Source organism: Streptomyces sp. NPDC045846 (genome assembly GCF_056431605.1).
Genome location: NZ_JBWKKJ010000008.1, coordinates 189,510 through 213,480 on the forward strand (window position 1 = coordinate 189,510; position 23,971 = coordinate 213,480).

The following is a 23,971-nucleotide window of genomic DNA, read 5'->3' on the forward strand; positions in this document are numbered from 1 at the left end:
GCCCCCATTATGCGCGCTCGGCCCTCCGCCAGGGCCTCACTCCCACAGAGAGCTCGGCGCCTCCTTGCGGACCACCGGGGCGATCTCCTCGGCGAACCGTGCCAGCGTCTCGGTCTGCTCGGCCGTGGAGAGCCCGAAGCCGTCCACCGTGACCGACTGGAGGTCGTGCCGGTACACCTCGTGGAAGCCGAGGATCTTGTCGATGATCTGCTGGGGCGAGCCGATGAGTTGGGGGCCCTCGGCGATGGCGTCCTCGATGGTGCGGAACGGGGTGTTGTAGCCCGCCTTCCCGGCCAGGTGCGGCTTGAAGGCCTGCCGCACCCTCGCCTCGTACACCTCCCGGTAGCGGGAGACCGCCTGCTCCGCGGTGTCCGCGATCAGCAGCCCGCCCGAGCCCGCCGCCACATGCGCACGCGCCGGATCGTGCCCGTACTCCTCGAACTTCTCCCGGTAGTGCGCGATGAGCTTCGCGTACGCCGCGCGGGGCTGGATGGCGTTGGCGGTGAACAGCGGATCGCCGTGCCTGGCCGCGAGTTCGGGGGAGTTGAGGGAGGTCGCCGAGCCGTGCCAGATCCGCGGCACCCCGGCGTACGGCCTCGGCACGGTCGTGACGCCGCTCAGCGGGGGGCGGAACTCGCCCTCCCAGTCCACCCCTTCCTCGCTCCACAGCCGCCGCAGCAGCTCGTACTTCTCGCGCTGGAGGTCCCACTGGCGGGACTCGTCGAGGCCGAACAGATCGAAGTGACCGGCCTCCGCGCCCTTGCCGATCACCAGCTCGACCCGGCCGCGCGAGATCTGGTCGAGCGTCGCGTAGTCCTCGGCCACCCGCACCGGATCGAGGATCGCCACCACGGTCACCCCGGTCAGGAGCCGGATGCGGCTGGTGCGCGCGGCCAGCGCGGCGAGCAGCACCGTGGGGCTGGAGGAGAGGAAGGCCCCGGCGTGCCGCTCCCCGATGGCGTACGCGTCGAAGCCGAGCCGCTCGGCCTCGACCCCGACGTCGAGCACCTGCGCCAACCGGTCGGCGGCGGAAGGGAGTTCACCCGTCAGCGGGTGCGGGGCGTGGCCGACGATGGAAAGTACCTGGAATTTCATGCTGTGCCCTTCAGATCTGCTTGCCGTCCGGCACGGGAGGCATCCCTCCACTCTCGCCGCGCGGTGTTGCAGCCTCATGTACGCCGTATGGCGGCGGGCACGCGAAAGGGGCGGCTCCCGCCGGGGAGCCGCCCCAGGGTCAGCGCGTAGCTGACGTGTCGTCAGTTCTTCTTCGCCAGCAGGTCGTCGACCTTGCCGCGGATCTCGTCCGTGGCCAGGCCGCGGATCGTCAGCGTCGTGCGGCGGCGCAGCACGTCGTCGGCGGTCTCGGCCCACTCGTGGTCGCGGGCGTAGACGACCTGGGCCCAGATCTCCGGCGCGTCCGGGTGGATGCGCTCGGCGAGCGCCGCGTCCTCGTTGGCCAGGCGTGCGATGTCGAAGGACAGCGAACCGTAGTGCGTGGCCAGGTGCTTGGCGGTGTCGGCCGCCATGCGCGGGCCGGGCGCCGGGCCGTCCACCATCAGGCGGTGGGCGACGGCGCGCGGGTTGGCGATGCCGGGCAGCGGCATCTTGCCGGGCAGTTCGGAGATCGGCTCGAAGTCGTCGCCGAGCGGGTGGCCCGGCAGCTGCTCCAGCTTCTTCATCACCGTACGGCCGATGTGGCGGAAGGTCGTCCACTTGCCGCCGGCCACCGACAGCATGCCGCCGCGGCCCTCGGTGACGACCGTCTCGCGCTTGGCCTTCGAGGTGTCGCCCGGCCCGCCGGGCAGCACCCGCAGGCCCGCGAAGGAGTACGTGATCAGATCGCGGGACAGCTGCTGGTCGCGGATGGAGAACGCGGCCTCGTCGAGGATCTGCGCGGTGTCCGCCTCGGTGACGCGGACGTCCGCCGGGTCGCCCTCGAACTCCTCGTCGGTGGTGCCGAGCAGGAGCATGTCCTCCCACGGCAGGGCGAAGGTGATGCGGTACTTGTCGATCGGGGTGGCGAGCGCGGCCTTCCAGGGGGAGGTGCGCTTGAGGACCAGGTGCGCGCCCTTCGACAGGCGTATGGAGGGGGCCGAGTTCGGGTCCTCCATCTTGCGCAGGTGGTCGACCCAGGGGCCGGTCGCGTTGAGGACGAGGCGGGCGTTGACGCCGAACTCCTCGCCGTCCATGCGGTCCTTGAGGTCGGCGCCGGTGACCCGGCCCTTGGTGAAGCGCAGGCCGGTGACCTCGGCGTGGTTGAGGACGACCGCGCCGGCCTCGACGGCGGCGCGGACCGTCATCAGCGCCATGCGGGCGTCGTTCATCTGGTCGTCGCCGTACACGGCCACGGCCTTCAGGTTGTCCGTGCGCAGCTCCGGCACGTCCGCCGCGGCCTTCGCGGGGGAGAGCAGGTGGCCGACGCCGTCGCCGAAGGCGGACAGCGCCGAGTAGGCGAAGACGCCGGCGCCCAGCTTGGCGGCGCCGTGCGGGCCGCCCTTGTACACGGGCAGGTAGAACGTGAGCGGGTTGGCGAGGTGCGGGGCCACCTGACGGGACACCGCACGCCGCTCGAAGTGGTTCTCCGCGACCAGCTTCACCGCGCCGGTCTGCAGGTAGCGCAGACCGCCGTGGAGCAGCTTGGAGGAGGCGGAGGAGGTGGCGCCGGCGAAGTCACCGGCGTCCACCAGGGCCACCCGCAGACCGGACTGCGCGGCGTGCCAGGCGGTGGAGATGCCCAGGATGCCGCCGCCGATGACCAGGAGGTCGTACGTCGCCTTGGACAGCTGCTCCCGGGTTTCGGCGCGGCTCGGGGTCGAGCCGGAGGCCGGGTGCGTCCCCAGGGCGGGGACGCTCTGCAGGGTGGTCATGTCGATTACTCCTCGTCAGTTCTCTTCTTCGAGCCAGCCCATGGAGCGTTCAACGGCCTTGAGCCAGTTCTTGTACTCGCTGTCACGCTTGTCGGCGTCCATGCGAGGGGTCCATTCCGCCGCCCGGCGCCAGTTGGCGCGCAGCGCGTCGGTGTCCGGCCAGAAGCCGACGGCCAGACCGGCGGCGTAGGCGGCGCCGAGGCAGGTGGTCTCGGCGACCATCGGACGCACCACGGGCGCGTCCAGGAAGTCCGAGAGGGTCTGCATCAGCAGGTTGTTGGAGGTCATGCCGCCGTCGACCTTCAGCGCGGTCAGCTCGACGCCGGAGTCCTTGGTCATGGCGTCGGTGATCTCGCGGGTCTGCCAGGCGGTGGCCTCCAGGACGGCGCGCGCGATGTGCGCCTTGGTGACGTACCGGGTGAGGCCGGCGATCACACCGCGGGCGTCGGAGCGCCAGTACGGGGCGAACAGGCCGGAGAAGGCCGGCACGAAGTAGGCGCCGCCGTTGTCCTCGACCGAGGACGCCAGAGTCTCGATCTCGGCGGCGGTCTTGATCATGCCCATCTGGTCGCGCATCCACTGGACGAGCGAGCCGGTGACGGCGATGGAGCCTTCGAGGGCGTAGACCGGCTTCTGGTCGCCGATCTGGTAGCCGACCGTCGTCAGCAGGCCGTTGTAGGAGTTGACGGGCTTGTCACCGGTGTTCATCAGCATGAAGGTGCCGGTGCCGTAGGTGGACTTGGCCTCGCCCTCGGAGAAGCAGGTCTGGCCGAACAGGGCCGCCTGCTGGTCGCCGAGCGCGGAGGCGACGGGGATGCCGTCCAGGACGCCGCCCTTGGCGTGCCCGTACACCTCGGCGGACGAGCGGATCTCGGGCAGCACGGCCGCCGGGATCTCCATGGAGGAGAGGATCTTGTCGTCCCACGCCATCTCGTGCAGGTTCATCAGGAGGGTGCGCGAGGCGTTGGTGACGTCCGTGACGTGCACACCGCCGTCGACGCCGCCGGTCAGGTTCCAGATGACCCAGGAGTCCATGGTGCCGAAGAGGATGTCGCCGCGCTCGGCGCGCTCGCGCAGGCCCTCGACGTTGTCGAGCAGCCAGCGGACCTTGGGGCCCGCGAAGTACGACGCGAGCGGCAGGCCGGTCTCGCGGCGGAAGCGGTCCTGGCCCACGTTGCGGCCGAGCTCCTTGCAGAGCGCGTCGGTGCGGGTGTCCTGCCAGACCAGCGCGTTGTGCACGGGCTCGCCGGTGTTCTTGTCCCACATCAGCGTGGTCTCACGCTGGTTGGTGATGCCGATCGCCTTGACGTCGGCGGCGGTGATGCCCGCCTTGTCGATCGCGCCGGCGACGACCTCCTGGACGTTGGTCCAGATCTCGGTGGCGTCGTGCTCGACCCAGCCCGGCTTGGGGAAGATCTGCTCGTGCTCCTTCTGGTCGACCGAGACGATCCGGCCGTCCTTGTCGAAGACGATGCAGCGGCTGGAGGTGGTGCCCTGGTCGATGGCCGCGATGAACGGGCCGGTCGAGTGGATGTCGCTCATGGGGTGCTCCTGGGAAGTCCGAAGGGGGTCGCGTCGAGTCTCAGGCGAAGGCGATGTTGTAGATGCCACCGGCGATCGCGCCGCCGACCAGCGGGCCGACGACCGGGATCCACGCGTAGCTCCAGTCCGAACCGCCCTTGTTGGGCAGCGGCAGCAGGGAGTGCACGATGCGCGGGCCGAGGTCGCGGACCGGGTTGATGGCGTAACCGGTCGGACCGCCGATCGAGAGACCGATGCCGACCACGACGAGCGAGGTGATCAGGACACCGATGACGCCGAGACCCTTGCCGTCGCCGTTCAGGCCCTGGGTCAGGATCGCGAGGACCAGGACGATGGTGGCGATGATCTCCGTGACCAGGTTCTGGACCACGTTGCGGATCTCCGGGCCGGTCGAGAAGACGCCGAGCACCGGCCCCGCCTCGTGCTCGCGGGCCTCGACGGCCTTGCCGTCACCGACGATCTCGGGGTCGGTGAGGTGGGCGTGGAACTGGCCGTAGTAGGCGAGCCACACGAGCACCGCGCCGAGCATGGCACCGAGGATCTGTCCGCCGAGGTACACGGGGACGTCGCTCCACTTGGTGCCGCCCTCTATCGCGAGACCGAGGGTCACCGCGGGGTTGAGGTGGGCGCCCGAGAGGGGTGCCGAGATGTAGGCACCGGTCAGCACGGCGAAGCCCCACCCGAAGGTGATCGCGAGCCAGCCGGCGTTGCGCGCCTTCGAGCGCTTCAGCGTGACGGCGGCGCACACGCCACCGCCCAGCAGGATGAGTACGGCGGTACCGATGGTCTCGCCGATGAAGATGTCGTGGCTGGACACCCGCGACTCCTTTGTCCTTCGTCCAGGGGAAGGCGAACTACCGGGTCCCTCCGGTGGTCCGCGCTCTCAATGGCTGAGAGCTGCCGGCCCTTGGCGTTGTCACACTCTAACTCGTATTGCCGGTAGGTGTTCGACAATGCCGACCGTTGAACGGCAGTTTTGCCCCCGGGTTAACTGGGCGTCAAGACTTCTGTGACCGGAATCCCTGATCGTTACCAGGTGGTACGAACCGCCAAACATGCCCCCGGCGTCGCGACCAAGATCATGTACTGGTATGGGGGCGGGGTGCGGGGCGGGCCGTTGTCGGCCCGCCGTGGGCGCCGCGGCGCGCTAGAAGCGGCCCGCGCCCAGGTCCCGCGAGACCGCGCGGGCACAGTCGCGCACCGCGGCCACCAGCTCGGGCCGCACCTCGCCGTCCTTGCAGACCCGCTCCACCGCGCCCGTGACGCCCACCGCGCCGACCGGCATCCGGCGCCGGTCGTGGATGGGGGCGGCCACCGAGGCGACGCCCTCCCAGGTCTCCTCGACGTCCGAGCCCCAGCCGCGGGCCCGGGTCAGGTCGAGCAGCTCCTCGAAGCCCTCGGCGGAGGTGACCGTGCGCGGCGTGAACGCCTCCTGCACGGTGTCCACGGCCTCGGTGTGCGCCACCGGGTCGTACGCGGAGAGCACCTTGCCCAGGGCCGTGGAGTGCAGCGGCTGCATGGCCCCCACCTCCAGCACCTGGCGGCTGTCGTCGGGCCGGAAGACGTGGTGCATGATCAGCACGCCCTGCTGGTGGAGCACCCCCACGTACACGCTCTCGCCGCTGGAGCGCGCCAGATCGTCCGTCCACACCAGCGCCCGCGCCCGCAGCTCGTGGACGTCCAGGTAGCTGTTGCCCAGGCGCAGCAGCTCGGCGCCCAGCTGGTAGCGGCCCGACGCCGGGTCCTGCTCCACGAAGCCCTCGGCCTGCAGGGTGCGCAGGATTCCGTGCGCGGTGCCCTTGGCGAGGCCCAGCGAGGACGCGACCTCGGACAGGCCGAGCCGCCGCTCACCCCCCGCGAGCAGCCGCAGCATGGCGGCCGCCCGTTCGAGCGACTGGATGTTGCGCGCCATCGCGCTCCCTCCCTTTTCGGGCCCTGCTGAACCGGTTCTCGCCGCTGCAGCGGCCGGCTCTCTCAACAACTGGTTCGACAATGCTGAACAGTATCGGCCGTTGTCGACCTCGTGTCACCGTGAGTGCCGCAGCTCCCTGCACTTCCGGACAGCGTCCGGAAGCCCCGCCCGCGGCGTCCGCCCCCTGATACAGCCGCGCGCCGCCGGGGGCCGCCCGGTTACGCTGGCCGCGTGCGCCCTCCTGCCGGACGGCGCAAAGCCGACAGCCGTCGCACTCCAGGGAGCACATCCATGGCCTCGTTGCCGACCCCTTCCGCTGACAGCCGGACCCGTATCGACGCCCTGCGTGAGGCGCTCGCCACCCGGGTGGTGGTGGCCGACGGTGCGATGGGCACCATGCTGCAGGCGCAGGATCCCACTCTGGAGGACTTCCAGGACCTCGAGGGCTGCAACGAGGTCCTGAACGTGACGCGGCCCGACATCGTGCGCTCGGTCCACGAGGCGTACTTCTCGGTCGGTGTGGACTGTGTGGAGACCAATACCTTCGGTGCCAACCACACGGCGATGAGCGAGTACGACATCGCGCACCGTACCTTCGAGCTCTCCGAGTCCGGTGCCCGCATCGCGCGCGAGGTCGCCGACGAGTTCACCGTCTCCAGCGGGCAGCAGCGCTGGGTGCTGGGTTCCATCGGTCCGGGTACGAAGCTGCCGACGCTCGGCCACATCGACTACACGACGCTGCGTGAGGGTTTCCAGGCGAACGCGGAGGGCCTGATCGCGGGCGGCGCGGACGCGCTGATCGTGGAGACCACCCAGGACCTCCTCCAGACGAAGTCCGCCATCCTGGGTGCGCGCCGTGCCATGGAGGCGTGCGGTGTCACCCTGCCGCTGCTGGTCTCCCTCGCTTTCGAGACGACCGGCACGATGCTGCTCGGCTCCGAGATCGGTGCGGCGCTGACCGCCCTGGAGCCGCTCGGCGTCGACATGATCGGCCTGAACTGCTCGACCGGTCCGGCCGAGATGAGTGAGCACCTGCGCTATCTGACCCGGCACTCCCGTATTCCGCTGCTGTGTATGCCGAATGCGGGTCTGCCGGTGCTGACCCGTGACGGCGCGCACTTCCCTCTGGGCCCCGAGGGTCTGGCGGACGCGCAGGAGAACTTCGTGCGGGATTACGGGCTGTCGCTGGTGGGTGGGTGCTGCGGGACGACGCCGGAGCATCTGCGGCAGGTGGTGGAGCGGGTGCGCGGGAGTGTGCCGGGGGTGCGGGATCCGCGTCCGGAGCCGGGGGCCGCGTCGCTGTACCAGTCGGTGCCGTTCCGTCAGGACACCTCCTATCTGGCGATCGGTGAGCGGACGAACGCGAACGGGTCGAAGAAGTTCCGTGAGGCGATGCTGGAGGGGCGCTGGGACGACTGTGTGGAGATGGCGCGCGACCAGATCCGTGAGGGCGCGCACATGCTCGACCTGTGTGTCGACTACGTGGGCCGTGACGGGGTCGCGGACATGGCGGAGCTCGCGGGGCGGTTCGCGACGGCCTCGACGCTGCCGATCGTGCTGGACTCCACCGAACTGCCGGTGCTGCGGGCGGGGTTGGAGAAGCTGGGCGGGCGCGCGGTCATCAACTCGGTCAACTACGAGGACGGGGACGGGCCCGAGTCGCGGTTCGTGAAGGTCACGCGGCTGGCGGTGGAGCACGGGGCGGCGCTGATCGCTTTGACCATCGACGAGGAGGGCCAGGCCCGCACCGTCGAGACGAAGGTCGCCATCGCCGAACGCCTGATCGCGGATCTGACCGGGAACTGGGGGGTGCACGAGTCGGACATCCTCATCGACACCCTCACCTTCACCATCTGCACCGGGCAGGAGGAGTCCCGCAAGGACGGCATCGCCACCATCGAGGCGATCCGTGAACTCAAGCGCCGCCATCCCCAGGTGCAGACCACCCTTGGCCTCTCCAACATCTCCTTCGGTCTCAACCCGGCCGCCCGGGTGGTGCTGAACTCGGTGTTCCTGGACGAGTGTGTGAAGGCGGGCCTCGACTCGGCGATCGTGCACGCCTCCAAGATCCTGCCCATCGCCCGCCTGGAGCAGGAGCAGGTCCAGGTCGCCCTCGACCTGATCTACGACCGGCGCGCGGAGGGCTATGACCCGCTGCAACGGCTGATGGAGCTGTTCGAGGGCGTCAACATGAAGTCGATGAAGGCGGGCAAGGCCGAGGAACTCCTGGCACTGCCGTTGGAGGAGCGCCTCAAGCGGCGCATCATCGACGGCGAGAAGAACGGCCTGGAAGCCGACCTGGACGAGGCCCTGCACACCACCCCGGCCCTGGACATCGTGAACAACACGCTCCTGGACGGGATGAAGGTGGTCGGCGAGCTGTTCGGGTCGGGGCAGATGCAGCTGCCGTTCGTGCTCCAGTCCGCCGAGGTCATGAAGAGCGCGGTGGCCCATCTGGAGCCGCACATGGAGAAGTCCGACGCCGAGGGCAAGGGCACGATCGTGCTGGCCACGGTGCGCGGCGACGTCCATGACATCGGCAAGAACCTCGTCGACATCATCCTGTCCAACAACGGCTACAACGTCGTCAACCTCGGCATCAAGCAGCCGGTCTCCGCGATCCTGGACGCGGCCCAGGAGCACCGGGCCGACGTCATCGGCATGTCCGGTCTCCTGGTCAAGTCCACCGTGATCATGAAGGAGAACCTGGAGGAGCTCAACCAGCGCAAGCTGGCCGCCGACTACCCCGTCATCCTCGGAGGCGCGGCCCTGACCCGCGCCTACGTCGAACAGGACCTGCACGAGATCTACGAGGGCGAGGTCCGCTACGCCCGCGACGCCTTCGAGGGCCTGCGCCTCATGGACGCCCTGATCGGTGTCAAGCGCGGGGTGCCCGGAGCGGTCCTGCCCGAGCTGAAGCAGCGCCGGGTCCCCCAGCGCGCCACACCGGTCGTGGAGACCACCGAGCCGGAGGGCTCGGTGCGCTCCGACGTGGCCACCGACAACCCGATCCCGACCCCGCCGTTCTGGGGCACCCGCGTCATCAAGGGCATCGGCCTCAAGGAGTACGCCACCTGGCTCGACGAGGGCGCCCTGTTCAAGGGCCAGTGGGGTCTGAAGCAGGCCCGCTCGGGCGGCCCGAGCTACGAGGAGCTCGTCGAGACCGAGGGCCGGCCGCGGCTGCGCGGCTGGCTGGAGCAGCTGCACACCCGCAACCTGCTCGAAGCGGCCGTCGTGCACGGCTACTTCCCGTGCGTCTCCAAGGGCGACGACCTGATCATCCTCGGCGAGGACGGCTCGGAGCGCACCCGGTTCACCTTCCCGCGCCAGCGCCGCGGGCGCCGGCTGTGCCTGGCGGACTTCTTCCGCCCGGAGGACTCCGGCGAGGTGGACGTGGTCGGCCTCCAGGTCGTCACCGTCGGCTCGAAGATCGGTGAGGCGACCGCCGAACTCTTCGAGGCCAACTCCTACCGCGACTACCTCGAACTGCACGGCCTGTCCGTCCAGTTGGCCGAAGCGCTCGCCGAGTACTGGCACGCCCGGGTCCGCTCCGAGCTCGGCTTCGCCGGTGAGGACCCCTCCGACGTCGAGGACATGTTCGCGCTGAAGTACCGCGGCGCGCGCTTCTCGCTCGGCTACGGCGCCTGCCCCGACCTGGAGGACCGGGCGAAGATCGCCGAGCTGCTCGAACCGGAGCGGATCGGCGTGCACCTCTCCGAGGAGTTCCAGCTCCACCCCGAGCAGTCCACCGACGCCATCGTCATCCACCACCCCGAAGCCAAGTACTTCAACGCCCGCTGACCGCGCACGGCGGAAAAATCAACGCGCGTCCAGCGGGCCGGACGTACACTGGTCGCCCAGTAGAGGCCGGTCGCTTTTCCCAGCTGGGGAAGGCGGCCGGCCTTCTCGTCCCTCCAGGAGGTGTGCCGATGACCAGTACGGTCCCCGCAGCCGTCACCCAGCCCCAGACCCTCGGCTCCGTTCGAGCGGGACAGGGGCCCACGGCCGACGGCTCCGCCCTCCAGGCCGTCCTCCTCGACATGGACGGGACCCTGGTCGACACCGAGGGCTTCTGGTGGGACGCCGAGCGGGAGGTCTTCGAGGACCTCGGGCACACGCTGGAGGACTCGTGGCGGGACGTGGTCGTCGGCGGCCCGATGACGCGCAGCGCGGGCTTCCTCATCGAGGCGACCGGCGCCGCCATCACCCTGGCCGAGCTGACCGTACTGCTCAACGAGCGCTTCGAGGAGCGCATCGCCCGCGGGGTGCCGCTGATGCCCGGCGCCGCCCGGCTGCTCGGCGAGCTCGCCACCCACAACATTCCCACCGCCCTGGTCTCCGCCTCGCACCGCCGCATCATCGACAAGATCGTGCGCTCGCTCGGCCCGTCCCACTTCGCGCTCACCGTCGCGGGCGACGAGGTGGCCCGCACCAAGCCGCACCCCGACCCGTACCTGCTCGCGGCCCGCGGGCTGGGCGCGGAGCCCGCCCGGTGCGCGGTCGTGGAGGACACCGCGACCGGCGTCGCCGCGGCCGAGGCGGCCGGCTGCCGGGTGGTCGCGGTGCCGTCGGTGGCGCCCATCGCGGCGGCCGCGGGCCGGGTCGTGGTCGACTCCCTCGAACAGGTCGACCTGGCGTTTCTGCGCACCCTGATCACGCCGGTGAACTGACCGGGCACCGAGCGTGGGGCGGTGAATGCGATGGAAACTCATCGCAGCCGCGCGTTCATTTTCCGTGACCCCCCACACAGCGAATTCACACCCTGTCAAAGGGGCTCCGGCGGTGACGTTCGTCACTCGACAGGGGGTCGACAGGAGCCCCTCAGGCCCCCTTGGGACCCCCTGAGGGCACCCTTGTGTCCCGTTTGGTGATTCGGTGTACGAATCATTCCGGCACCCCGATATCGGTGCGCCGGAATGGGGCGGCCCGATTGATTCCCCGTGCGTCAGAGCCAGTTCCAGCTTTTCGTACGGCGCGCACTAATCTCGTCCGAGAACTTCGCCGCACCCTCATCTGCCCCGCCGCACACCCAGCGGACGGGAGCGCAGGTCCGATCGCACAAACCCGGCCCGATCGCCCCGCCCCGAACGGGCGGACGCGGCGGAGTGTCCCGTACACAGCTGTACCCCAAAGTGCCGGACAAGGGAGATCGTCCAGGATGAACCGCAAGACTTTGGTGCTGCCGGCCGTAGTGGGCCTGCTCGCTCCCGTACTCGCCGCCTGCGGCGGATCGGAGAGCGGAGGAGACGGCGGCAAGACCATCGTCGTGGGCACCACGGACCAGTTCGTGGCGACCAAGGACGCCCCTGCCCCCTTCGATCCGGCGCACGCCTATGAGACGGGCATCTGGAACGTGATGCGGCAGACCACGCAGTCGCTGGTCCACGTTCCGCGCGGCGGCGGCCTGCCCGTTCCCGACGCGGCCTCCGCCTGCAACTTCACCGACAAGGAGAACGAGAGCTACCGCTGCACGCTGCGCAGCGGCCTCGAGTTCGCCGACGGCACCAAGGTGACCGCGGAGGACGTCAAGTACTCCATCCAGCGCGTGCTCGCCATCAAGGACGACAACGGCCCCTCCGGTCTTCTCGACAACATCGACACCATGGAGACCAAGGGCGATGCCGAGATTGTCTTCCACCTGAAGACGCCGGACGCCACCTTCCCGTACAAGCTCGCCACCCCCGCCGCGGGCATCGTGCAGAAGGACAAGTACCAGCCGAAGAAGCTGCGCGACGGCTTCGAGATGGACGGCTCCGGCCCGTACAAGATGACGGCCGAGACCAAGGGCGAGCAGGCGGTCAAGTTCACCTTCACCAAGAACCCGAACTACAAGGGTGACGTGAAGCTCGCCAACGACAAGGTCGAGCTGCGCTCCTTCCCGACCGCCGAGGCCATGGGCACCGCCCTGGCCAAGGGCGAGATCGACATGATGACCCGCGCCATGACGCCGGGGCAGATCCAGCAGATGCAGGTCAGCCCCAGCAAGGACGTCAACCTCGTCGAGATGCCCGGCCTGGAGATCCGCTACCTGGGCTTCAACACGGACGACCCGTCGGTGAAGAACAAGGCCGTGCGCCAGGCGCTGGCCCAGTCCATCGACCGCGGCTCGCTGGTGAGCAAGGTGTACGGGCAGACGGCCGAGCCGCTGTACTCGCTGATCCCGACCTCGATCGCCGGGCACACCAACTCGTTCTTCAACAAGTACGGCGAGGCCAGCAAGGCCAAGGCCCAGTCCATCCTGAAGAGCGCCAACATCCAGACGCCCGTCAAGCTCACCCTCAACTACACCAAGGACCACTACGGTTCGATCACCGAGGACGAGTTCAAGAACCTGTCGGCGCAGCTGAACGCGACCGGCCTGTTCAACACCACCATCCAGGGCACCGAGTGGTCGAAGTTCCGCCCAGCCCAGAAGAAGGGCGAGTACGCGGTCTACGGCCTCGGCTGGTTCCCCGACTTCCCGGACCCGGACAACTTCGTCGCGCCGTTCTTCGGCAAGGACAACTTCCTCAACACCCCGTACGCCAACGGCGACATCTGCGACCAGCTGATCCCGGCCTCGCGCGTGGCGGCCGACCGCAACCAGGCGGCCAAGTCCTTCGAGCAGATCCAGGACATCGTCGCCAACGACGTCCCGGTCATCCCGCTCTGGCAGGGCAAGCAGTACGTCGCCGCCCGCAGCGACATCACCGGCACCGAGTGGGCCATCAACTCCTCGTCCGACCTCCAGCTCTGGGAGCTGGCGCGAGGCAAGAAGTAACGCACGACCCGGCCGCGATCTCCTCCGTGCCGGCCAGTAATTCCGTGAGCAGGACTGTGAGGCACGTGCACGTGAAGATCCGGAACCGATGGCTGACGGCCCCCCTAGCGGCGGGCGTCGCGGCCGGTCTCCTGAGCGGTTGTGGTACCCAGCAGAGCGGCGGCGCCGCGTCCGGCGGCGGCGGTTCGGTGGTCATGGGGATGTCCGACGACATCCTGGCCACCGACCCCGCCTCCGGCTACGACCCGGGCTCGTGGCTGCTGTTCAACAACGTCTTCCAGTCCCTGCTCAGCTTCCCCAAGGGAAGCTCGATGCCCCAGCCCGAGGCCGCCGAGGCGTGCGGCTTCGACAAGGGCGGCTCCACTGTCTACCGCTGCACGCTGCGGCCGGGCCTCACCTTCAGCAACGGCGACAAGCTCACCTCGCAGGACGTCAAGTACTCCTTCGAGCGCGTGCTGAAGATCAACGACCCCAACGGTCCGGCGCCGATGCTCGCCACCCTGGGCAAGGTCGACACCCCGGACGCGAAGACGGTCGTCTTCCACCTCAAGGTCCCGGACGCCACCTTCCCCAGCAAGATCGCCTCCGGTGCGGGCTCGATCGTCGACCACGCGGAGTACCCGGCCGACAAGCTGCGCACCGACGCCAAAGCGGTCGGCTCCGGCGTCTACAAGCTGGACTCCTTCGGCGAGAAGCAGGCCGTCTTCTCGGTCAACTCCTCCTACGAGGGCACGGTCAAGGCCAAGAACTCCGGCCTGACCCTCAAGCTCTTCCACGGCGACCAGAAGGGCCTGGCCGCCGCCCTGAACAAGGGCGACATCGACCTCGCCTACCGAGGCCTCACCGCGAAGGACACCGCGGCCCTGCAGAGCTCGGCGACCGCCGGGAAGAAGGGCATCGACGTCGTCGAGGGCACCAGCGCCGAGGTCCAGGACCTGGTCTTCAACATGAAGGACCCGGTCGCCGGCAAGATCGGGGTGCGCAAGGCCATCGCGTACCTCCTTGACCGCGAGGCCCTGGTCCGCGACGTCTACTCGTCCACCGCGAGCCCGCTGTACTCCGTCATACCGAGCGGCATCACCGCCCACAGCACCGCCCTGTTCGACCAGTACGGCGGCGCCCCCCAGCCCGCCAAGGCGAAGGCGGCGCTGCACTCGGCGGGCATCACCGGCAAGGTGAAGCTGACGCTCTGGTCCACCCCCAGCCGCTACGGCCCGTCCACCGACGACGAGTTGAAGGCCATAGCGGGCCAGCTCAACGCGAGCGGTCTGTTCGACGCGGACGTGAAGTCGGTCGAGTTCAAGCAGTACGAGAAGGACATCGAGGCCGGGAAGTACGGCGTCTACGTGAAGGGCTGGGTTCCGGACTACCCGGACCCGGACAACTTCACCCTGCCGTTCTTCGGCAAGGGCAACGTGCTGTCCAACAACTACACGAACAAGCAGATCACCGACGAGATCCTCCCGGCGACCTCGGCCACCGCCGACCGCTCGGCCACCGAGGCCGACTTCGCCAAGCTCCAGGACATCGTGGCCGACGAACTCCCCGTCCTGCCGCTGTGGCAGGGCAAGCAGTACGCGGTCGCGCGGACCGGCATCACCGGCCTGGAGTGGACCCTGGACGCGTCCACGGTCTTCCGTTTCTGGGAGATCAAGAAGGGCTGAGCCGAGAGCCGGGGCCGCGACACCAGCAGCCCCGCCGCAGGAGCGGTCCCCTCCAGGGGCGCGGGGAACTGCGCGACCAGCCACGTGCGAGTCGCAGCAGACGTGCGGACGAAGCCTCTCCGGCGTTTGAGGAGACGGGGTTCGGGGGCGGAGCCCCCGGTGCCTCAGGGAGCCACCCCCTCACTGCGCGCCGGGCCGAACCAACCCACTCTCGTACGCGTACACCGCCGCCTGCACCCGGTCGCGCAGCCCGAGCTTCGTCAGCACATGCCCCACGTGGGTCTTGACCGTCGTCTCGCTGACGAACAGATCCGCCGCGATCTCCGCGTTGGACAGACCGCGCGCCACCAGCTTCAGGACCTCGACCTCGCGGTCGGTCAGCGTGTGCAGCGTGTCAGGAACGGGCTCCTCGCCGGAGGGCAGGTGGTCGGCGTACTTGTCGAGGAGGCGGCGCGTGATCGACGGCGCCAGCATCGCCTCGCCCGCCGCGACCACCCGGATCGCCTGCACCAGCTCGTTGGCGGGCGCGTCCTTCAGGAGGAAGCCGCTGGCCCCCGCCTTGAGCGCCTCCACCACGTACTCGTCGAGGTCGAAGGTGGTCAGGACGAGCACCTTCGCCGGGCCGTCCTTGCCGGGCCCGCTGATCTGCCGGGTCGCCTCCACCCCGTCCATCCGGGGCATCCGGATGTCCATCAGGACCACGTCGGGCTGGAGCGCCCGCACCTGATCGAGGGCCTGGAGACCGTCACCGGCCTCGCCGACCACCGCGATGTCCTGCTCGGCCTCCAGGATCATCCGGAAACCGGTGCGCAGCAGCGGCTGGTCGTCGACCAGTAGGACGCGGATCGCCACGGGTACTCCTCATCAGGATTGCTGGACCGGGCCCATTCTGCCCTGCTCACTGGTGGTGGGTGCGGCCGGGCGCGGGCCGGGGCGGCCGCCGCCGGGAGGAGCGCCCCCCCAGCCGTCGGTCACCACCAGGACTCAGCCTGCCGACTCCGGGGCCGGGGTGATGGACAGCGGGTATACCGGGGGAGTCCCGCCGAATTCGGGACAGACCGCCTGGTGGTCGCACCAGCCGCACAGCTTCGTGGGCCGCGGCCGCCAGTCGCCCGTCTCGGTGGCGAGCCGGATCGCCTCCCACAGCGCGAGCAGCTTCCGCTCCACCTGCACCAGGTCCGCCTCGACCGGGTCGTACGTCAGCACGTCGCCGCTGCCCAGGTACACCAGCTGGAGCCTGCGCGGCACGACCTGCTTGAGCCGCCACACCACCAGCGCGTAGAACTTCATCTGGAAGAGCGCGCCCTCGGCGTACTCCGGCCGCGGGGCCTTGCCCGTCTTGTAGTCGACGATCCGCACCTCGCCGGTGGGCGCCACGTCGACCCGGTCGATCACCCCGCGAAGCCGCAGCCCCGACTCCAGCTCCGTCTCGACGAAGAACTCCCGCTCCACCGGCTCGAGGCGCGTCGGGTCCTCCAGCGAGAACCAGCGCTCCACCAGCCGCTCGGCCTCACCCAGCCACTTGGCGAGCCGCTCGCCCTCGGCGTCCTCGGCGAACAGCTCGGTCAGCTCCGGCTTCGATTCGAGCAGCCGGTCCCACTGCCCCGGGATCATCGACTTGGCGCGCGGCGCCGTGCGCTCGACGGCCGGGTCGTCGAAGAGCCGCTCCAGGACCGCGTGCACCAGGGTGCCGCGCGTGGCCGCCTCGCTCGGCTTCTCCGGCAGTCTGTCGATCACCCGGAACCGGTACAGCAGGGGGCACTGCATGAAGTCGTTCGCCCGCGACGGCGACAACGACGTTGGCTGCTGTGCGGCCGCGGCCCCACCGGTGCTCGTACTCATGACACAGACCCTACGACCCGCCACTGACAGCGAGCGGAATACCATCGACGACAGGCGCCCTCACCCTGCATGATCGTGACATCGCGCCATGCAGCGAACATTCGGCGGACGAGGAGAGTCCGGCCGGGGCACCGGGGGCACATTCCCCGGAGCAGGCATCGTACCGACGAAGGGAACCCGTGGAAGACAGCGGCGAGAGCGGCGAGCGCGACAAGCGCGGACGGCCGCGGTCCGGCGCGCAGGACGACACCCCCGGCGCCGGTCCCGGCAACGGAAAGCAGCCCCGGCCCGGCCCTGGCGGCGGGCTCCTGATGGGCCGCCCCTTCGGAGTGCCCGTCTACGTCGCCCCCAGCTGGTTCCTGGTCGCCGCCCTCATCACCTGGGTCTTCGGCGGCCAGCTCGACCGCGTCCTGCCCGAACTCGGCGCCGCCCGCTACCTCGTGTCCCTCTTCTTCGCGGTGGCCTTCTACGCCTCCGTCCTGGTCCACGAACTCGCCCACACGGTGGCGGCCCTCCGCTTCAGACTGCCGGTGCGCCGCATCCAGCTCCAGTTCTTCGGCGGCGTCTCCGAGATCGAGAAGGAGACCGAGACACCGGGCCGCGAATTCGTCCTGGCCTTCGTCGGCCCGCTGCTCTCCCTGGTCCTGTCCGGCGTCTTCTACCTGGGCATGAAGGCCGTCGAACCCGGCACCGTGCCCGGCGTCCTGCTGGCCGGCCTGATGGTCTCCAACCTCATCGTCGCCGGTTTCAACCTGCTGCCCGGTCTTCCGCTCGACGGCGGCCGCATGCTCCGCGCCGTCGTCTGGAAGATCACCGGCAAGCCCATGAGCGGCACCGTGGCCGCCGCCTGGGTCGGCCGCGCCCTCGCCGTCACCGTCCTCATCGGCCTGCCGATGCTCACCCAGACCGGGGTGCTCGGGAACTCGCCCGACGAGGTCAGCGGGATGGACACCGTCACCGACGCGCTGCTCGCCGCCATCCTCGCCGCGATCATCTGGACCGGCGCGGGCAACAGCCTGCGCATGGCCCGGCTGCGCGAACACCTCCCCGAGCTGCGCGCCCGCACCCTCACCCGGCGCGCCGTCCCCGTCGAGTCCACCACCCCACTCTCCGAGGCGCTGCGCCGCGCCAACGAAGCCGGGGCGCGCGCCCTGGTCGTCGTCGACGGGCACGGCGATCCGACCGCCCTGGTCCGCGAGGCGGCCATCGTCGGCGTCCCCGAGCACCGCCGCCCCTGGGTCGCCGTCAGCGGCCTCGCCCAGGAGCTCACCGACGGCATGCGCGTGCCGGCCGAACTCGCCGGTGAGCCGCTCCTCGACCTCCTCCGGGCCACCCCCGCGACCGAGTACCTCGTCGTCGAGGAGACCGGGGAGATCTACGGCGTGCTGTCCGCGGCCGACGTGGAGAAGGCGTTCGTGGCGGCCATGGCGCGGCCCGGCGCCTGACGGCGTCCGGCTGCCCGCCACCCGGCCGGCCGCCGCCACCGGGGCGCGGACGCGTGGCGTTCGCGGCCTCGTACGGCCGGTACTCTGGTCGTATGTCCGAACCGACCGGTGCCGCCCGCCGTCGCGGGCCCTTCAAGGTCGGGGACCAGGTCCAGCTCACCGACCCCAAGGGACGCCACTACACCTTCACGCTCGAAGCCGGGAAGAATTTCCACACCCACAAGGGTTCCTTCCCGCACGACGAGCTGATCGGTGCTCCCGAGGGCAGTGTTGTCCGTACCACGGGAAACGTCGCCTACCTCGCGCTGCGCCCCCTGCTCCCCGACTTCGTCCTGTCCATGCCCCGCGGTGCCGCCGTGGTCTACCCCAAGGACGCGGGGCAGATCCTGGCCTTCGCCGACATCTTCGCCGGCGCCCGCGTCGTCGAGGCGGGGGTGGGCTCGGGCTCGCTGAGCGCCTTCCTGCTGCGCGCCATCGGCGACCACGGGATGCTGCACTCCTACGAGCGCCGCGAGGACTTCGCCGAGATCGCCACGCAGAACGTGGAGCGCTACTTCGGCGGTCCGCACCCCGCCTGGCAGCTCACCGTCGGCGACCTCCAGGACAACCTGTCGGACACCGACGTCGACCGCGTGATCCTGGACATGCTCGCCCCCTGGGAGTGCCTGGACGCCGTCTCCAAGGCGCTCGTCCCCGGCGGCATCCTGTGCTGCTACGTGGCCACCACCACCCAGCTCTCGCGCACCGTCGAGTCCATCCGGGAGATCGGCTGCTTCGCCGAGCCGCAGCCCTGGGAGTCGATGATCCGCAACTGGCACGTCGAGGGCCTGGCCGTGCGTCCGGACCACCGGATGATCGGCCACACCGGCTTCCTGGTGACCGCCCGCCGCCTCGCGGACGGCGTGGAACCCCCGATGCGCCGCCGTCGCCCCGCCAAGGGCGCGTACGGCGACGACTACGAGGGCCCCAACAAGGACTGAGCAGCCTGACCGGCTGATCAGGCCCCGAAGCTGGGCCCCGTACAACGAACCGGCGCCGCCGCCGAGTTCCCGGACCGACCCGGGAACTCGGCGGCGGCGCCTTTACGTTGAGCCTGTTGGCCCCGGTATTCCGCCCACCTGTGACGTGTGGCACGATGCTGGCCACCCCCACTCGCACCGCCCTTCACAGGAGACCTCCCGCGTGCTGACTGCCGCCGTCCCTGAGCTCGCGCACACCCACGCCCGCCCCGTGCACTGGATCGCCACGGCGACCGCGATGGCCGCGGTGGTCGCGCTCGCGGGCTTCCTGCAGCCGGACGCGGCCAAGGCCACGGAGAGCCCCGGCGAGCGGAGCGGCACCCCCCTCACGACGGCGGCGGCCCCCGATCCGGGGACGGCCGTGTTCCCCCTGCGGTGCGGGCCGATGGGCTCGGTGGTGGAGAAGCGCGCCACCGGCGACCTCGACGGCGACGGCGTCCCGGAGACGGTGGCGGTCGTGCACTGCAAGGCCGGCGGCGGCACCCCGCCCTCCGGTGTCTACGTCCTGACGCGGCCGGCGGCCGGGGGAGCCCCGCCGCGCGTGGTGGCGACGCTGGTGGACCCCAAGGAGAAGCAGACCGTCACCGAGCTCGCCGTACGCAACGGCGCGGTGGCGGCGACCCTGCTCGGCTACTCGTCCGACGACGTCCCGCGCTACGAGCCCGACGTGCGCCAGGAGGTCAAGTGGCGCTGGCAGGGCGGGAAGTTCGTCCGCTCGTCCGGCGCCGCCCCGATGGGTGTCTGAGCGTCAGACCGGCGCCGGGTAGCGCCCCGTCACGCTCCGCTCACTCCGCGTCCGGGCCGTACACCTCGACGCTGTCCGAAACCCGACGTACGTGAATGCAGTCACCAGGGCACTCCTTCGCGGAGTCCACGACGTCCTGGAGCAGCGGCAGCGGGACGGGTGTTGTGGCCCCCGGCGACTGCAGCAACTCGTCCTCGGAACTCTTCACATACGCAAGCCCGTCGATGTCCAGCTCGAAGACTTCGGGGGCGTACTGGACGCAGATGCCGTCGCCGGTGCACAGGTCCTGGTCGATCCAGACTTCGAGCGCCTCGTTCATGTGCCTGCCGTTCCTGCGCGAGTGAATCAATCGATGCCAGCCCTGACGGGTGTTGACCCATCGACGATAACAACCGCCCGCTTTCCGATGTTGATGGGTGGGTATTCCCCTGGCGTGAGGGAGAGCGCAAGGGTGAAGATCAGACACACCTCAGAGTCTTTGTGATCTAGGGGTTTCAATCACCACCAGCCCAGGTAGGGTCAGGAAGCGTCCAGCTCCCCTTGGAGGAGGTGAGGACCGTGGCAGCCCACGACGACGACATCAACCGCGGCATCCGGCCCGGGCGGGGGTCTGAGGACCCAGCCGGCCAGGTTGCCTATCTAGAGCAGGAAATCGCCGTCCTGCGACGCAAGCTCGCCGACTCTCCGCGTCATACGAGGATTCTCGAAGAGCGGATCGTCGAGCTGCAGACCAGCCTGGCGGGCGTGTCCGCACAGAACGAGCGGCTCGCCAACACGCTCCGCGAGGCCCGCGACCAGATCGTGGCCCTCAAGGAGGAGGTCGACCGGCTCGCGCAGCCGCCGGCCGGCTTCGGAGTCTTCCTGCAGTCCAACGAGGACGGCACCGTCGACATCTTCACCGGGGGCCGCAAGCTCCGGGTGAACGTCAGCCCCAGCGTCGAACTCGACGAACTGCGGCGCGGCCAGGAAGTCATGCTCAACGAAGCGCTCAACGTGGTCGAGGCCATGGAGTTCGAGCGCGCCGGGGACATCGTCACCCTCAAGGAGATCCTCGAGGACGGCGAGCGCGCCCTGGTGATCGGGCACACCGACGAGGAACGGGTGGTGAGGCTCGCCGAGCCGCTCCTGGACATCACCATCCGCCCCGGCGATGCGCTCCTGCTGGAACCCAGGTCCGGCTACGTGTACGAAGTGGTGCCGAAGAGCGAGGTCGAGGAACTCGTCCTCGAAGAGGTTCCGGACGTCGACTACGACAAGATCGGCGGTCTGGGCAACCAGATCGAGCTGATCCGCGACGCGGTCGAACTTCCCTACCTCTACCCCGACCTCTTCAAGGAGCACGAACTGCGGCCGCCGAAGGGCATCCTGCTCTACGGCCCGCCCGGATGCGGCAAGACGCTGATCGCGAAGGCGGTCGCCAACTCCCTTGCCAAGAAGGTCGCCGAGGTGACCGGCCAGCCCGCGGGGAAGTCCTACTTCCTCAACATCAAGGGCCCCGAGCTCCTCAACAAGTACGTCGGCGAGACCGAGCGGCACATCCGCCTCGTCTTCCAGCGTGCGCGGGAGAAGGCGAGCGAGGGCACGCCCGTCATCGTCTTCTTCGACGAGATGGAGTCCCTCTTCCGCACCCGTGGATCCGGTGTCAGCTCGGACGTGGAGAACACCATCGTCCCGCAGCTGCTCGCCGAGATCGACGGCGTGGAGGGGCTGGAGAACGTCATCGTCATCGGCGCCTCCAACCGCGAGGACATGATCGACCCCGCGATCCTGCGGCCCGGCCGGCTCGACGTGAAGATCAAGATCGAGCGTCCGGACGCGGAGGCGGCGAAGGACATCTTCGCCAAGTACCTCAGGTCGTCGCTGCCGCTGCACGCCGACGACCTCGCCGAGCACGGCGGGGACGCCGAGGGCACCACCCACGCGATGATCCAGTCCGTGGTGGAGCAGATGTACGCGGAGTCCGAGGAGAACCGCTTCCTGGAAGTCACGTACGCCAACGGCGACAAGGAAGTCCTGTACTTCAAGGACTTCAACTCCGGCGCCATGATCCAGAACATCGTGGACCGGGCCAAGAAGATGGCCATCAAGGCCTTCCTCGACCAGAACCAGAAGGGCCTTCGGATCTCCCACCTCCTCCAGGCTTGCGTGGACGAGTTCAAGGAGAACGAGGACCTGCCGAACACCACCAACCCGGACGACTGGGCCCGGATTTCCGGAAAGAAGGGCGAGCGGATCGTATTCATCCGCACCCTTGTCACCGGAAAGCAGGGCGCGGACACCGGACGCTCCATCGACACGGTGGCCAACACCGGTCAGTACCTGTAAAAGGCAGGCCGGCTGCGGGTGCCCGGGCGGGCACCCGCAGCCGACTGCTTTTCAGGCCATGAACAGGCCACGAGCACAACACGAGCAATGACGGAATTGATCTCCCCACCAGCGCAGAGGCGTTCTAGGCTCTTCGGTACCGCCGAGTCGCGCAGTGCGGGGACGGGCACCGCACACGCACCGGAGAACCAGCGGTACTTGAGCGCCGCTCCCGCGGGGGAGCGCCGCCGGGCAAGGAGGGCCGCATGACCGTACGGCGAGTAATGGGCATCGAGACGGAGTACGGGATCTCCGTCCCCGGCCACCCCAACGCCAATGCCATGCTCACCTCGTCCCAGATCGTCAACGCCTACGCGGCGGCGATGCACCGGGCGCGCCGCGCCCGCTGGGACTTCGAGGAGGAGAACCCGCTGCGGGACGCCCGCGGCTTCGACCTCGCCCGCGAGGCCGCCGACTCAAGCCAGCTCACCGACGAGGACATCGGCCTCGCCAACGTCATCCTCACCAACGGGGCCCGGTTGTACGTCGACCACGCACACCCCGAGTACAGCTCACCCGAGGTCACCAACCCGCGCGACGCCGTCCTGTGGGACAAGGCCGGTGAGCGCATCATGGCCGAGGCGGCCGAGCGCGCGGCCCAGCTGCCCGGCGCCCAGCCGATCCACCTGTACAAGAACAACACCGACAACAAGGGCGCCTCCTACGGCACCCACGAGAACTACCTGATGAAGCGGGAGACCGCCTTCTCGGACATCGTGCGCCACCTGACGCCGTTCTTCGTGTCGCGCCAGGTCATCACCGGCGCCGGACGCGTCGGCATCGGCCAGGACGGCCACGAGCACGGCTTCCAGATCAGCCAGCGCGCCGACTACTTCGAGGTCGAGGTCGGCCTGGAGACCACGCTCAAGCGGCCGATCATCAACACCCGCGACGAGCCGCACGCGGACGCCGAGAAGTACCGCCGCCTGCACGTGATCATCGGCGACGCGAACCTGTCGGAGATCTCGACGTACCTCAAGCTGGGCACGACCTCCCTGGTCCTCTCCATGATCGAGGAAGGGTTCATCAACGTCGACCTGGCCGTGGACCAGCCGGTCCGCACCCTCCACCAGGTCTCGCACGACCCCACCCTGCACCACCTGGTCACGCTGCGCAGCGGTCGCACGCTGACGGCCGTCCAGTTGCAGATGGAGTACTTCGAGCTGGCCCGCAAGTACGTCGAGGAGCGGTTCGGGGCGGACGCCGACGAGCAGACCAAGGACGTCCTGGTCCGCTGGGAGGACGTCCTGAACCGCCTGGAGAACGACCCGATGAGCCTGTCGGGCGAGCTCGACTGGATCGCCAAGCGCGAGCTCATGGAGGGCTACCGGCGCCGCGACGGGCTGGACTGGGACGCGGCCCGGCTGCACCTGGTGGACCTCCAGTACGCCGACGTACGGCCCGAGAAGGGCCTGTACAACCGTCTGGTGGCCCGCGGCAAGATGAAGCGGCTCCTGGACGATCCCGGCGTCCTGCGGGCGCAGACGAAGCCCCCGGAGGACACCAGGGCGTACTTCCGCGGCCGCTGCCTGGAGCAGTACGCGGACGACGTCGCGGCGGCCTCCTGGGACTCGGTGATCTTCGATCTGCCCGGCCGTGACTCGCTGCAGCGGGTTCCAACCCTCGAACCCCTACGCGGAACGCGTAACCACGTGAAGGCGCTGCTCGACCGGTGCCGCACGGCCGAAGATCTGGTGCGGGTGCTCTCCGGCGGCTGAAAGACCGCTGGTGGGGGAAACACAGAGGTAGGCCCCGCACGTTCCACCAAGTGCGGGGCCGATGTCAGACCCTGCTTGTAGGGTCTGATCAAG

General features: G+C 69.4%; 17 protein-coding genes. 9 read left to right on the plus strand and 8 right to left on the minus strand.

Going from position 1 to position 23,971, the window contains the following annotated elements:
- Positions 1–36: 36 nt before the first annotated feature.
- From AC07F3_RS23490 to AC07F3_RS23510, 5 genes are all read right to left on the minus strand, one after another.
- Positions 37–1,095 (minus strand): LLM class flavin-dependent oxidoreductase, encoded by a 1,059-nt coding sequence (locus AC07F3_RS23490; protein ID WP_479116430.1) that lies wholly within the window; start codon positions 1,093–1,095, stop codon positions 37–39.
- A 161-nt stretch (positions 1,096–1,256) separates the two neighbouring features.
- Positions 1,257–2,867 (minus strand): glycerol-3-phosphate dehydrogenase/oxidase, encoded by a 1,611-nt coding sequence (locus AC07F3_RS23495; RefSeq protein ID WP_479116431.1) that lies wholly within the window; start codon positions 2,865–2,867, stop codon positions 1,257–1,259.
- Between the two features lie 15 nt (positions 2,868–2,882).
- Positions 2,883–4,409, minus strand: a complete 1,527-nt coding sequence (gene glpK / locus AC07F3_RS23500; RefSeq protein ID WP_114041518.1) for a glycerol kinase GlpK — start codon at positions 4,407–4,409, stop codon at positions 2,883–2,885.
- A 40-nt stretch (positions 4,410–4,449) separates the two neighbouring features.
- The gene (locus tag AC07F3_RS23505) at positions 4,450–5,226 is read right to left on the minus strand and encodes an MIP/aquaporin family protein (protein WP_479116432.1); all 777 of its coding nucleotides are present in this window, start codon (positions 5,224–5,226) and stop codon (positions 4,450–4,452) included.
- A gap of 330 nt (positions 5,227–5,556) precedes the next feature.
- Positions 5,557–6,321, minus strand: a complete 765-nt coding sequence (locus AC07F3_RS23510; protein ID WP_479116433.1) for an IclR family transcriptional regulator — start codon at positions 6,319–6,321, stop codon at positions 5,557–5,559.
- Between the two features lie 291 nt (positions 6,322–6,612).
- Here AC07F3_RS23510 and metH point away from each other — a divergent pair, with 291 nt between their 5' ends.
- The 4 genes from metH to AC07F3_RS23530 all read left to right on the plus strand — a co-directional run bounded on the left by metH (position 6,613) and on the right by AC07F3_RS23530 (position 14,745).
- A complete protein-coding gene (metH, locus tag AC07F3_RS23515; RefSeq protein ID WP_479116434.1) occupies positions 6,613–10,122 on the plus strand; it encodes a methionine synthase in 3,510 nt (1,169 codons plus the stop codon).
- Positions 10,123–10,250: 128 nt separating this feature from the next.
- The gene (locus AC07F3_RS23520; RefSeq protein WP_479116435.1) at positions 10,251–10,991 is read left to right on the plus strand and encodes an HAD family hydrolase; all 741 of its coding nucleotides are present in this window, start codon (positions 10,251–10,253) and stop codon (positions 10,989–10,991) included.
- A 488-nt stretch (positions 10,992–11,479) separates the two neighbouring features.
- Entirely contained in the window at positions 11,480–13,081 is a 1,602-nt protein-coding gene (locus AC07F3_RS23525) for an ABC transporter substrate-binding protein (protein WP_479116436.1), read from the plus strand.
- 71 nt (positions 13,082–13,152) lie between these two features.
- The gene (locus tag AC07F3_RS23530) at positions 13,153–14,745 is read left to right on the plus strand and encodes an ABC transporter substrate-binding protein (protein ID WP_479116648.1); all 1,593 of its coding nucleotides are present in this window, start codon (positions 13,153–13,155) and stop codon (positions 14,743–14,745) included.
- 180 nt (positions 14,746–14,925) lie between these two features.
- On the opposite strand, the gene AC07F3_RS23535 is transcribed toward AC07F3_RS23530, so the two are convergent.
- Complete coding sequence (locus AC07F3_RS23535) at positions 14,926–15,597, minus strand: response regulator (RefSeq protein WP_053723497.1); 672 nt, start codon at positions 15,595–15,597, stop codon at positions 14,926–14,928.
- 132 nt (positions 15,598–15,729) lie between these two features.
- Complete coding sequence (locus AC07F3_RS23540; RefSeq protein WP_479116437.1) at positions 15,730–16,587, minus strand: RecB family exonuclease; 858 nt, start codon at positions 16,585–16,587, stop codon at positions 15,730–15,732.
- 179 nt (positions 16,588–16,766) lie between these two features.
- On the opposite strand from AC07F3_RS23540, the gene AC07F3_RS23545 reads away from it, so the two are divergent.
- From AC07F3_RS23545 to AC07F3_RS23555, 3 genes are all read left to right on the plus strand, one after another.
- Positions 16,767–18,032, plus strand: coding sequence for a site-2 protease family protein (locus AC07F3_RS23545; RefSeq protein ID WP_479116438.1), 1,266 nt, complete (start codon positions 16,767–16,769; stop codon positions 18,030–18,032).
- 92 nt (positions 18,033–18,124) lie between these two features.
- The gene (locus AC07F3_RS23550; RefSeq protein WP_053723500.1) at positions 18,125–19,012 is read left to right on the plus strand and encodes a tRNA (adenine-N1)-methyltransferase; all 888 of its coding nucleotides are present in this window, start codon (positions 18,125–18,127) and stop codon (positions 19,010–19,012) included.
- A gap of 202 nt (positions 19,013–19,214) precedes the next feature.
- A complete protein-coding gene (locus AC07F3_RS23555) occupies positions 19,215–19,796 on the plus strand; it encodes a hypothetical protein (protein WP_479116439.1) in 582 nt (193 codons plus the stop codon).
- Between the two features lie 40 nt (positions 19,797–19,836).
- Here the strand turns inward: AC07F3_RS23555 and AC07F3_RS23560 are convergent, their stop codons facing one another.
- Positions 19,837–20,115, minus strand: coding sequence for a ferredoxin (locus tag AC07F3_RS23560; protein WP_450718788.1), 279 nt, complete (start codon positions 20,113–20,115; stop codon positions 19,837–19,839).
- 239 nt (positions 20,116–20,354) lie between these two features.
- Here AC07F3_RS23560 and arc point away from each other — a divergent pair, with 239 nt between their 5' ends.
- Complete coding sequence (gene arc / locus AC07F3_RS23565) at positions 20,355–22,121, plus strand: proteasome ATPase (RefSeq protein ID WP_469839218.1); 1,767 nt, start codon at positions 20,355–20,357, stop codon at positions 22,119–22,121.
- 245 nt (positions 22,122–22,366) lie between these two features.
- On the plus strand, positions 22,367–23,878 hold the full coding sequence (gene dop, locus AC07F3_RS23570) for a depupylase/deamidase Dop (protein WP_479116440.1): 1,512 nt from the start codon (positions 22,367–22,369) through the stop codon (positions 23,876–23,878).
- Positions 23,879–23,971 lie beyond the last annotated feature (93 nt).

Coding starts and splice junctions, on each gene's coding strand:
- dop (WP_479116440.1), top strand. CDS start 22,367: ATGACCGTACGGCGAGTAATGGGCATCGAGACGGAGTACGGGATCTCC.
- glpK (WP_114041518.1), bottom strand. CDS start 4,409: ATGAGCGACATCCACTCGACCGGCCCGTTCATCGCGGCCATCGACCAG.
- AC07F3_RS23540 (WP_479116437.1), bottom strand. CDS start 16,587: ATGAGTACGAGCACCGGTGGGGCCGCGGCCGCACAGCAGCCAACGTCG.
- AC07F3_RS23495 (WP_479116431.1), bottom strand. CDS start 2,867: ATGACCACCCTGCAGAGCGTCCCCGCCCTGGGGACGCACCCGGCCTCC.
- AC07F3_RS23520 (WP_479116435.1), top strand. CDS start 10,251: ATGACCAGTACGGTCCCCGCAGCCGTCACCCAGCCCCAGACCCTCGGC.
- AC07F3_RS23525 (WP_479116436.1), top strand. CDS start 11,480: ATGAACCGCAAGACTTTGGTGCTGCCGGCCGTAGTGGGCCTGCTCGCT.
- metH (WP_479116434.1), top strand. CDS start 6,613: ATGGCCTCGTTGCCGACCCCTTCCGCTGACAGCCGGACCCGTATCGAC.
- AC07F3_RS23550 (WP_053723500.1), top strand. CDS start 18,125: ATGTCCGAACCGACCGGTGCCGCCCGCCGTCGCGGGCCCTTCAAGGTC.
- AC07F3_RS23490 (WP_479116430.1), bottom strand. CDS start 1,095: ATGAAATTCCAGGTACTTTCCATCGTCGGCCACGCCCCGCACCCGCTG.
- AC07F3_RS23560 (WP_450718788.1), bottom strand. CDS start 20,115: ATGAACGAGGCGCTCGAAGTCTGGATCGACCAGGACCTGTGCACCGGC.
- AC07F3_RS23510 (WP_479116433.1), bottom strand. CDS start 6,321: ATGGCGCGCAACATCCAGTCGCTCGAACGGGCGGCCGCCATGCTGCGG.